The 10,796-nt window shown below is 39.8% G+C and carries 7 protein-coding genes and 1 pseudogene; 7 read left to right on the top strand and 1 reads right to left on the bottom strand.

Translation table 11 applies throughout. The annotated features are described in order from the left end of the window. From ABD917_RS04795 to ABD917_RS04770, 5 genes and pseudogenes are all read left to right on the top strand, one after another. Window positions 1-440 (top strand): outer membrane protein (locus ABD917_RS04795; protein ID WP_345118964.1); only part of this gene is annotated, 440 nt, incomplete at its 5' end. A 347-nt stretch (window positions 441-787) separates the two neighbouring features. After that, window positions 788-1,629: pseudogene (locus ABD917_RS04785) on the top strand (porin). A gap of 155 nt (window positions 1,630-1,784) precedes the next feature. Further along, on the top strand, window positions 1,785-3,422 hold the full coding sequence (locus ABD917_RS04780) for an outer membrane protein (RefSeq protein ID WP_345118962.1): 1,638 nt from the start codon (window positions 1,785-1,787) through the stop codon (window positions 3,420-3,422). Between the two features lie 252 nt (window positions 3,423-3,674). Beyond that, on the top strand, window positions 3,675-6,590 hold the full coding sequence (ileS, locus tag ABD917_RS04775; RefSeq protein ID WP_345118961.1) for an isoleucine--tRNA ligase: 2,916 nt from the start codon (window positions 3,675-3,677) through the stop codon (window positions 6,588-6,590). A 203-nt stretch (window positions 6,591-6,793) separates the two neighbouring features. Then, window positions 6,794-7,288, top strand: coding sequence for a hypothetical protein (locus ABD917_RS04770; RefSeq protein ID WP_345118960.1), 495 nt, complete (start codon window positions 6,794-6,796; stop codon window positions 7,286-7,288). A 133-nt stretch (window positions 7,289-7,421) separates the two neighbouring features. On the opposite strand, the gene ABD917_RS04765 is transcribed toward ABD917_RS04770, so the two are convergent. Then, a complete protein-coding gene (locus tag ABD917_RS04765) occupies window positions 7,422-7,868 on the bottom strand; it encodes a nucleoside deaminase (RefSeq protein ID WP_345118959.1) in 447 nt (148 codons plus the stop codon). A gap of 259 nt (window positions 7,869-8,127) precedes the next feature. On the opposite strand from ABD917_RS04765, the gene ABD917_RS04760 reads away from it, so the two are divergent. Beyond that, window positions 8,128-9,531: a pseudouridine synthase gene (locus ABD917_RS04760; RefSeq protein WP_345118958.1), complete on the top strand. Its 1,404-nt coding sequence runs from the start codon at window positions 8,128-8,130 to the stop codon at window positions 9,529-9,531. Continuing rightward, complete coding sequence (gene rsmD, locus ABD917_RS04755; protein WP_345118957.1) at window positions 9,512-10,069, top strand: 16S rRNA (guanine(966)-N(2))-methyltransferase RsmD; 558 nt, start codon at window positions 9,512-9,514, stop codon at window positions 10,067-10,069. The genes ABD917_RS04760 and rsmD overlap by 20 nt, the downstream gene beginning before the upstream one ends. Window positions 10,070-10,796 lie beyond the last annotated feature (727 nt).

The raw sequence follows: 10,796 nt of genomic DNA, 5'->3' as shown, positions 1-10,796 counted from the left end.
GTAATGGGAATCAAATTACAGATGCTAACGTTTCTGGAAAGAACCTAAATGCTAGAAATTTAAGTGTCAGAGAGGCTGTGGATGTATCAGAAGGTGTTGGTTTTAAACAGAAATGGTCTGGTGCTACGCGCGTACGTATAGGTTTTGCTGCTGCTGAGCGCATTATGCCTTATGTTGCTGGAGGTGTTGCCTATACACAGATAGAGGCTTCTTATGGAGTAGTAAATGATAAAACTTTTGTTGCAGGTGCATCTCATGAAACAGCAACAATGGTTGGTTTCACGATTGGTGGCGGTATTGATTTTGCCATGACTGATAATGTTCTGTTGCGTGCGGAATATCGTTACTCAGACTATGGCAAGAAGAAATTTTTTGCAGAAGAAAAAGAATATTATTTCAAAACCAATGATTTCCGCGTTGGTGTCGCTTACAAATTTTAATTTCATAAAAACGAAATTATTATAAAAGATATTATTAAAAAGCCCCGTTTTTTTACGGGGCTTTTGTTGTTTTTCTGCTGTTATGTTGTTGCATAATTGAACGTTATTTGAATATCGTAAGATATAGTTAAATATTAGTTTCTGTAAAAATCATAAAATATAAATAGTAATTATTAATATCAATGGGTTATAGATAAATTTAATGATAAGCACTCATGTAAAACGGAATGATTGACAGGTTCTCTCTTTTAAAATTTTTCTCTGTTTAGCATTGTGCCATTTTTACTACAGATTTTTTTTGTGCAAGTGTTTAGCATTTCCCTATAAATCAATTTGGAGCAAAATTTATGAATATACAATCTTTAATAACAACCTCTATTGTGGCTTTGATTTCCGCTTCTGCGGTACAAGTTGCTAATGCTACCGTTTCTCATGAAGGTGCACCAGTTATTACTGTCCCGAGCTTTTCGTGGACAGGTTTTTATCTTGGTGGTCAAGGTAGAAAATTTTCAAGTAAAGTTGAAATAACTGATCCAGCTACAAAAAATCCACTTTTCAGTCAAGATGTACACCTAAGCCTTCAGGTTTCATAAGAGGTATTTATGCAGGTTACAATATAGGTCTTGGAAATAATCTGATTTTAGGGATTGAAACTGATGCAGTTTTAGCTAACCAAGAAGACACAAAATCGATCTATATCTTTGGCCCTGATGGAGGTAATAAGGTTGATGGCTGTGATTGTGATAAGAAATCTAGTGTAAATGCTAATAGTCGTAAAAAGTCTATCAAAATTGCTACACCAAGATACGGTTATACCGATGATAGTTTTACTTTAAAGGAAAAATGGTCTGGTGCTACTCGGGCACGTATTGGCTTTGCAGCAGCTGACCACCTCATGACTTATGTTGCTTTGGGAGTTTCTTATGCACAAATGCAAGGTATTTCTCAGGTTGATGCACAAAATAGAACGGGTATGAATAAATCGGCTCAGTTTGAACTAACTGATAAAACCATGACAATGATTGGTTTTATCATTGGTGGTGGTATTGATTTAGCAATAACTGATAATGTTATTTTGCGTGTGGAATACCGTTACTCAGATTTTGGTAAAAAGCAATTTGTGAAGGATACAGGTAAATTTAGCTATAAAACCAATGATTTCCGTGTCGGTGCAGCTTTCAAATTCTAATTGCTCTAAAAACAAAGCTAACGATATTTAAAAAAATTAAGAGGTTTCTTCTTTAGTGGGGCCTCTATTTTTTTTGTGAATGTGATATTTTTGCTACAGATATTTTAAAATAGATGCACTATATACAACTCGTTTTGGATATTTGGAGATATTTTATGAATACGAAACGTTTAATAACGACATCTATTTTTGCTTTGATTTCAGCTTCAGCAGTACAGGCAGCTGATGTGGTGATTCCTCATCAACCTACACCAGTTACTTCTACAGCTTTTGTAGCACCTACTTTTACGTGGACAGGTTTTTACTTTGGAGGACAAGGTGGTGGTTTTTCAAGTAAAACCGATATGAATATTGTTGGTAAACACAAAACTTCACCATTAAGTAAAGATTTATCACCTAAACCATCAGGTTTTGAGGGTGGTTTGTATGCAGGCTCTAATATTGATCTTGGCGATAATTTTGTTTTTGGTATCGATACGGATTTTACTTGGTCTGGACAAAAACAGACAAAGACCATCACCATAGGTGCATCTGAAAACACTGCAGTGGACAGTTTGGTATCAAGATCTCGCAGATCAACGGGATCAGCGTCAGGGGCTTCTTCAACATCAACACCAAAAACACTATCAACATCAACATCAACATCAACATCAACATCAACATCAAAAGCACAAGCATCAACAGGAACGCCAGTGGCAGCAAGTCCCTCAGTAGCGGCAACGGGAGCAAATTCGGCAGCAGCAAAGCCAGCAGCAGCAAAGCCAGCGGCAACAAAGCCAGCGGCAACAAAGCCAGCGGCAACAACGACAACGGTAGCAAGGTCAGAGGCAGTATCAGGGTCAGCACCTGCACAGCCAGCACCTGCAAAGCCAGCAGCAGCACAGCCAGCACCTGCAAAGCCAGCAGCAGCACAGCCAGCAGCAGCAAAGCCAGCAGCAGCAAAGCCAGCACCTGCACAGCCAGCACCTGCACAGCCAGCACCTGCACAGCCAGCACCTGCAAAGCCAGCACCTGCAGCAGCGGCAGCACCAGCAGCTGCACCAGCATCATCAGCGGCAAAAGAAGCGACCGTACCGAAAGCTCCATTGCTACTGGCGAGGTCAGGATCGTCTGGATCAGAAGCAAATGCTGCTAATGGAGCAGGCGGAAATGGACGTGGTTATTCTCATGGTACATCTGGTAGTGGTGCACATGGTTCTCATCCACATGGTACATCTCACGGAAGTGGACATGGCTCTGGAGCAAATCCACATAGTATGAGCTCTCATCCGCATGTTGGAGGTACTAATCCCCATGGTGTACAGAGTGCGGCTGGACGTAGTGTGCAAGGTGCACAAGGGGCCGAGAATGCTTCTAATGTGTATGGTGTAGAGCAAATAAAGGAATTGGTTTCTGAACTTGGTCTTGGAGATAATGGTCCTGTTGGATCTTTAAGCCATACTTTAAAGCAAAATTGGGCTGGTGCCACACGGGTACGTATCGGTTTTGCTGCTGATCGTTTTATGCCTTATGTTGCTGGAGGTGTTGCTTATACGCAACTTCAAGACACTCTATCAGTATCAGTTAAGAAGGCAGATGGAACAGTTGTTGCTTCTAAGAACTTAGCTGATGAAACCAAGACGATGGTTGGTTACACCATTGGTGGTGGGTTTGACTTTGCAATGCTTGACAATGTTATTTTGCGTGCGGAATATCGTTATTCTGATTTTGGTAAAAAGAAATTTGCAAAAGAAAAACTTGAAATTAAATACACAACCAATGATTTCCGTGTTGGTGTAGCTTATAAGTTCTAATTTATTTTAAGCATAAATTTTTAAGAGGCTCCACTAAGAGTGGGGCCTTTATTTTTTGAGAAGATTATTTTTGGCTTTCTTTTTTTGCTAGTTTCATGATAAAGCCCATAGCGTGTGTGATGATATATCTTCTTGATCGCTGCTTGATACGAATGATGAGTTCGGCTTTCCCTATAGATTAAAAACCAGATTGCAGGGTTCAGGGAAATTATGCACAAATAAACTCGTAAAAGTGGACAAGGATATTTCACAATGACTGTGAAAAATGAAACAATAGATTATTCAAAAACGCTTTATTTACCACAAACAAATTTTCCTATGCGTGCAGGGTTGCCGCAAAAAGAGCTTGAATTGATGGCACGCTGGGAAGATATAGGGCTTTATGCGCAATTGCGCCAACAAGCAAAAGATCGTCCACTTTATATTCTCCATGACGGACCTCCTTATGCAAATGGCCATATTCATATTGGTCATGCTTTAAATAAAGTTTTAAAGGATGTGATTGTTCGTTCATTCCAAATGCGTGGTTTTAATGCAAATTATGTTCCTGGTTGGGATTGTCATGGGCTTCCAATTGAATGGAAGATTGAAGAAAAATATCGAGCAGGGGGAAAAAATAAAGATGATGTATCCCTTAACGAATTTCGGCAAGAATGTCGCGAATTTGCCCAACATTGGGTAACTGTTCAAAGTGAAGAATTTAAACGTTTGGGCGTTATAGGAGATTTTAAGACTTCCTATACCACAATGGCTTTTCATGCAGAAGCACGCATTGCTGATGAATTGATGAAGTTTGCTCTGTCAGATCAGATTTACCGTGGTTCAAAACCTGTGATGTGGTCTGTTGTGGAGCGTACGGCTTTAGCAGAGGCAGAGATTGAATATCACGATCATGAATCAGAGGTTATATGGGTTAAGTTTCCTATTTTCGAAACAGCTTCTAGCGATTTGTATGGTGCTCATGTTGTGATTTGGACAACGACGCCATGGACAATTCCGGGGAATCGTGCGGTGAGTTATTCTTCGCAGATTTCTTATAGTATGTACGAAGTTGAAAGCGCAGAAAATGATTTTGGTCCTCAGGCTGGAGAAAGACTTCTCTTTGCTGATGCGTTGGCTATGGGGTGTGCAGAAAAGGCAAAACTTGTTTTAAAGCAGTTGCGTGTTGTTTCTGCTGATGAGCTTAAAACACTTATTCTTTCTCATCCACTGAAAGGTTTTGCTGGAGGTTATTATTATAAAATTGCGCTGCTTGATGGTTCGCATGTAACCGAGAGTGCTGGTACAGGTTTTGTTCATACAGCACCAAGTCATGGGCGTGAGGACTTTGAAATTTGGAATGCTTATAAGCCTTTCTTAGAGCAGATGGGTATTGATTCATCTATACCATTTCCTGTTGATGATGCTGGTTTTTATACCAAGGATGTTCCTGGTTTTGGTCCGGATCGTGAAGGAGGAGCAGCACGCATTATTGATGATAATGGCAAAATGGGTAATGCCAATAAAGAGGTTATTAACGCTCTTATAAAAGCAGATCGGCTGTTTGCACGGGGGCATTTAAAACATTCCTATCCTCATAGTTGGCGTTCAAAAAAGCCGGTCATTTTTCGTAATACACCACAATGGTTTATTTCAATGGATAAAGATTTGGGAGACGGCTCGACTTTACGCAGTCGTGCTTTAGAAGCTGTTTCGAAGACGCGTTTTGTTCCGTCTTCCGGTCAAAACCGTTTATCTTCTATGATAGCAGATCGTCCTGATTGGGTTCTTTCTCGGCAGCGCTCTTGGGGGGTTCCGATTTGTATTTTTGCCAATGAGGATGGTGTTGTTCTAAAAGATCAGCATGTAAATGAACGTATTTTACAGGCTTTTAAAGCAGAAGGAGCAGATGCGTGGTTTGCTGAAGGAGCACGTGAACGTTTTTTAGGTGATCGTGCGCATGAACCTTGGCTTCAGGTTTATGATATTCTTGATGTTTGGTTTGATTCTGGAGCAAGTCATAGTTTTGTATTAGAAGATCGAGCTGATTTAAAGTGGCCTGCCGATGTTTATTTTGAAGGATCCGATCAACATCGTGGGTGGTTCCAATCTTCTCTTTTAGAAAGCTGTGGTACGCGGGCTTGTTCTCCTTATAAGACAGTGGTTACACACGGTTTTACTTTGGATGAAAATGGCAAGAAAATGTCTAAATCCTTAGGCAATACGGTGGTTCCCCAAGAGATTATAAAAACATCTGGTGCTGATATTTTTCGTCTCTGGGTCATGACAACGGATTATTGGGAAGATCAGCGTTTAGGCAAGAAAATTCTTCAAACGAATGTGGATTCCTATCGTAAATTACGCAATGCAATTCGTTGGATGCTTGGAACTTTAGCACATGATGAAGGAGAAGAAATACCTTATTGTGCACTACCAGATCTTGAAAGACTTATATTACATCGGCTTTTTGAACTCGATCAATTGATTAATCAAGCCTATGATGCGTTTGATTTTAAAAAGATTATGCGTGCCTTATTGGATTTTTCAATCATTGAGTTATCGGCATTTTATTTTGATATACGCAAAGATTCTCTTTATTGTGATGCACCTTCATCGAAAAAACGGAAAGCTTCTTTACAGGTTGTTCGTGAGATTTTTGAGAGAATGGTAATATGGCTAGCTCCAATGTTGCCGTTCACCATGGAAGAAGCTTGGTTAGAGCGTTATCCACAAAGACAATCGGTACACTTAGAACAGTTTCGCTCTGCGCGAGAGGAATGGCAAAACGAATCTTTAGCTGAACGTTGGAAAAAAATTAAGCAAGTCCGTAAAGTTGTGACGGGTGCCTTAGAGCTTGAACGGGCAGATAAGCGTATTGGCTCGTCTTTAGAAGCTGCTCCTATTGTTTTTATTTCTAGCCCCACTTTACTGGAGGCATTAGAGAATTTAGATATGGCGGAAATTTGTATCACGAGCGCCCTAACAATTAAGCAGGATACACCACCTACAGATGCTTTTACTCTAAGTGATGTGGAAGGCGTTGGTGTGTATCCAGAAAAGGCGCAGGGGAAAAAATGTGCTAGGTCATGGCGTTATACACAGGATGTTGGGAGTGATCCAGCTTATCCTGATGTATCTGCTCGCGATGCAGCTGCACTGCGGGAATTACAGATGCTTGGAAGGATTTAAAACTTTAATGAAAAGGATGAAATGCAGAGGTTTATAAAGAGCATTATTACAGTATGAACTCTGTCATTGATGCGTATGATCTTTTGTGATAGTAAAAAAACTCGTTGTTTTTTCGTGGTGGGGGGTAAGTTTGTATATGGAACAGATCTCCAATAAGTGCGGGAAGATCAATCAGCCATATACTTAGGAAAATGGGATAAGCAATGAAAAAACGTGAAGTCAAAATATTGCCGGCAGGCATTTTAGGTATATGTTTTATGCTAACGGGGTGCGGTGTATCCGCTCCTACTTATGGGACAGATAAACCAGTTTCGTTACAATTTTTCGAAGATGTTGCTAATATTGCCTCATTAACCCCGACAAATGATAATAGTCAGCTTGTTATGAAACCCCATCCAAAACTTGTGATACCGAAGTTTAGTTCACGCTTAGTTCTGCCAGTGCCACAGCAAAATACAGCAGCATCAAAGCAACATTCTGACGGCAAAGTTGCTGTTTTTCCCAAAAAACAATTATCCGTTAATGAGTATACCAGTGCTACTAATTCAGAAAATACTTCACAGTTAAGAGCGGCACAACGGCAAGAGTATTTACGTCGTCAAAGAGCGCGTGTGGGAAGTGCGCAATATCGTCGTTATCTCACGGAGCCCCCTTTGAGTTATCGTCAACCAGCAAAGATCGCACCTGTTGGTAAATAACAGTCGAAGAATTGCAAGAATATTAAACAAAATGCTCTGAAAACGAGTTTGGATAAAAAGAAGAGCTGTTAAGCTTTTTAGAGAGTTCTTGTCTTGTGAAGAGATAGGTGTTAGAGGTGAGAAAAGGGATTTTTTAACACCGTTTTTGTGCAAAAAAGTTTTTAAGCAATTGAGATGCTTCTTTTTCTTTAAAACCAGAATAGATTTCTGGTTTGTGATGACAGGTTGACTGTTGATAAAAGCGTGGACCATGTTCGATAGCGCCTCCTTTGGGATCGCTTGTTGCGTAGTAAAGGCGCTGTATGCGTGCAAATGAAATGGCTGCGGCACACATTGCACAAGGTTCAAGGGTTACATACAGGTCGCAATCAGGAAGTCTTTCGTTTTGCAATATTTCACAGGCCATACGAATAACACGCATTTCTGCATGTCCTGTAGGATCATATGCGGCTTTGGTGTAATTACCAGCGCGTGCAATGACTGTTTTGCCGCGTGTGATAACAGCACCTACAGGGACTTCCTCTTTTTCCTTTGCCCATTGTGCTTCTAAGAGGGCTATTTCCATAGGAGTTAAAGTCATAAGGTGCTTTCTTATAAAGTGTAGGGGCAACAAGATTCTCCACAGAGAAGAGTACTAGATGAATGAGTATAATGTTTTTATAAAGAAGTGGTATTATTTTTAAAATGTTTCAATCAACTTGTAAGGAAATGGGTACATTATTACTGCTAGAGGATAGAAAATGGTAAATGGTTATGTTACTCAGCCTTGTTAAGATAAGCAGTATGGTGCGGGGTGACGATTTTTTGAATATATTAGAAGAGGTTGGTATAAAGAACAAATGAATGAAAACAATGAGAGTGAGCGGATTGCTAAAAGATTAGCGCGTGTGGGTATTGCTTCGCGTCGTGATGCAGAAATGATGATTGTTGCAGGTCGTGTTGTTGTTAATGGTAAAGTTGTGACAACACCTGCTTTTAATGTTGCTTGCTCTGATGTTATTAAAGTTGATGGCAAACCTTTGTCGCCTATAGAACGAACACGGTTATGGCTTTACCACAAGCCAGCGGGGCTTGTCACCACGAACCGTGATCCTGAAGGTAGGCCAACAGTATTTAGCAATTTGCCAAAAGGAATGCCTCGCGTTCTTTCTGTAGGAAGGTTGGACATTAATACAGAAGGGCTTTTGCTATTAACCAATGATGGTGGTCTAGCACGTGTATTAGAGTTGCCCTTAACAGGGTGGGTGCGCAAATATAGGGTTCGTGCTCATGGAAGAGTAAAACAGAGTGTACTTGATAACCTTAAAAATGGTATAGCCATTGATGGTGTTTTCTATGGTTCGATTGAAGCATCAATTGAACGTGAACAAGGGGCAAATATGTGGCTTTCTGTAGCTTTGCGTGAAGGAAAAAATCGTGAAATAAAGAAGGTTTTTGGTGCATTAGGATTATCGGTTAATCGTTTAATTCGTATATCTTATGGCCCATTTCAGCTTTCTGATTTGGAAGAAGGGGGGGTTCGTGAGATAAAAGGTCGGATGCTACGTGAGCAATTGGGGGAACGTTTAATTATGCAAGCCAATGCAAATTTTGATGCTCCTATTTTGAAACCCTTTTCAAATTCTACTGTTGTTACAGAAAAACGAAGCGATCGAGATCTTGTTCATACCAATGATGGTTGGATTTTTTCAAGTGGGAAAGAGACACAGCGCAGACAACAAGGCGGATCTACAAAACATAATCAATCACGATTGGGTACAAAATCTGATGCAAAATTTATACGTAAGGATAAAAGTGAGGAGGGAAAAGGAGAGCGTTTTTTGCCTCGTTCGCGTCGTTCTAATGTTTGGATGGCCCCTGGGGCACGTCCACAAAGTGCACGTAAGAAAGCTTTTTATAGTGAGACGATTTCTCATGAACATAAAAGCAGCTTAGCAGATCAAAGACCTTTCCGTAAATCGAAAGAAAAGCTTTCAGATGTTTCGTTGCAGAAAGAGAAGGATGCTCGTTTTGATCAAAAATATAGTAAAAAATCTTTTACTGAGATGCCTGTTGTTGGCAAGAAAGAACGTTTTTTGAAGAAAAAAGAAAAGGTTATGGAAGGCAATAATGATAAACATTCGTTTGAAAATAAGAAAAAGGTTCAATCATTTTCTGATACTATGAAGAATTCTAAAACATATAGGGGGAACGCAAAAACAGTGAAGAGATCTGGAGGGCCACATGCGGATCATCGGTGGTAAATTTGCTGGACGTGTTTTATTTACCCCTGTGGGACAATCCATTCGTCCAACGAGTGATCGTACGCGCGAAAGCCTTTTCAATATTCTTGCCAGTCGAGAAGAGCAATTTTGGACCAACAAACGTGTTCTAGATCTTTTTGCTGGCACTGGCGCTTTGGGCATAGAGGCTCTATCGCGTGGTGCAAAAGCTGCTGTTTTTGTTGAAAACTCCGTTGAGGGGCGTGCACTCATACAGAAAAATATTGAAACTTTTGAATTGCAAGCAACAGGACGCATCTTGCGTCGTGATGCAACTAAACTTGGCAATATTGGTACGATGCTTCCATTTGATGTCGTTTTTGCGGATCCTCCTTATGGTCATTGTTTAGGTGAGCGTGCTTTTGTGGAGGTATTGCAAGGAGGTTGGGCAAAAGCACATACATTCTTTGTGCTTGAAGAAGAAAAAGATGCAATGATTCATTTACCTGAGACTTTTTATCTCGATGATGAGCGTTTTTATGGTGAGACAGCAATACGCCTTTATAAACTACGATCATAGTTTTAAGTTTGGGGAAGTTTTCACTTTTATCTGAGGGAGTGAGAAAAATGATTCTGCATACTTTTTATGGAATAATCGCTATTTCAGTGAGCAGTGGCTGTTGCATTGATCAAGAGATGCGAAAGCTTTTATATTTCCCTTTTTTATCCTCCATATAGAATGAGATATATTTTTTTATACGATACAGCTAAAGATAGAGAACACGGTATAAATGGTTTGACTAATACAAGATTTTAATTTCAGGCACGCAATATAAAGAGGAAGTATCATAACTCTTTGTTGTTGCATATTTTAATAGCATATTGATTTAACATAATAAGTAATCTTTTATCAACGCTTTCAGGTGCTCAGAGTTGTTGCAACATTTGGGATAGCAACGAAGCGTGATGGTGATCGCATCTTCGTAAGTATAAAGATCATGATACACAAAGGCTTTTCCTTGTATCATTCATGGGCTTATTGCGAAATGAGTTTTAGTGCATTGAGAAATATTGAAAAGGCGTATGTCTTGGTAAGACAATAGCATTTTGTGGCATTCTGTTTTGCATCACAGGGGCGTAACTCCATGAAAGAGCGCGCTAAACAACAGTAAGAAGAAATGCATAATTTTCACATAAAAAAAACTCTTGATAACATGATATCAAGATGCAATTTTAAAGATCGATGTTTTAATAATTTTCTATGTTTTTTATCTCTGCATAAATTTTATTAGATTCAATATCCGCTT

Origin of the sequence: Bartonella pachyuromydis (assembly GCF_039543065.1) — a bacterium.
Lineage (GTDB): Bacteria > Pseudomonadota > Alphaproteobacteria > Rhizobiales > Rhizobiaceae > Bartonella > Bartonella pachyuromydis.
The sequence above is the reverse complement of the archived record's forward strand: the minus strand, read 5'-3'. Positions and strand labels throughout refer to the sequence as shown.